The 439-nt window shown below is 57.6% G+C and carries 2 pseudogenes; both read right to left on the bottom strand.

The features are described from left to right. A pseudogene (locus AB4Z23_RS28565) lies at positions 1–281 on the bottom strand (transposase); the annotation flags it as partial. A 4-nt stretch (positions 282–285) separates the two neighbouring features. Further along, positions 286–439, bottom strand: a pseudogene (locus AB4Z23_RS28560) (transposase); the annotation flags it as partial.

Genomic DNA, 439 nt, shown 5'->3' with positions numbered 1-439 from the left:
GCCACTGCAGGCAGGCTGATGAGCGGATCATCGCTCATTTGTCCGATGGTTTCCAGCGTCATGTATCGAGCCCGTTGAACGGCCCACTCATCGTTCTGTTCTAGCAGCAACGCACCGACGAGCCGGATGATCGCGTCATCGTTGGGAAATATGCCGACGACCTCTGTGCGTCGCTTGATCTCGCCGTTGAGGCGCTCGATGGGATTGGTCGAATGCAGTTTCGCCCAATGCTGCTTGGGAAAGCTCATGTAGGCCAGCACATCGTTCTCGGCCTCGTCCATGTGGCGCGTCATCGTTGGGAAATATGCCGACGACCTCTGTGCGTCGCTTGATCTCGCCGTTGAGGCGCTCGATGGGATTGGTCGAATGCAGTTTCGCCCAATGCTGCTTGGGAAAGCTCATGTAGGCCAGCACATCGTTCTCGGCCTCGTCCATGTGG

Source organism: Agrobacterium sp. MCAB5 (assembly GCF_052114365.1).
GTDB classification, from domain to species: Bacteria; Pseudomonadota; Alphaproteobacteria; order Rhizobiales; family Rhizobiaceae; genus Agrobacterium; species Agrobacterium tumefaciens.
This window is presented reverse-complemented; position numbering and strand designations above follow the sequence as displayed.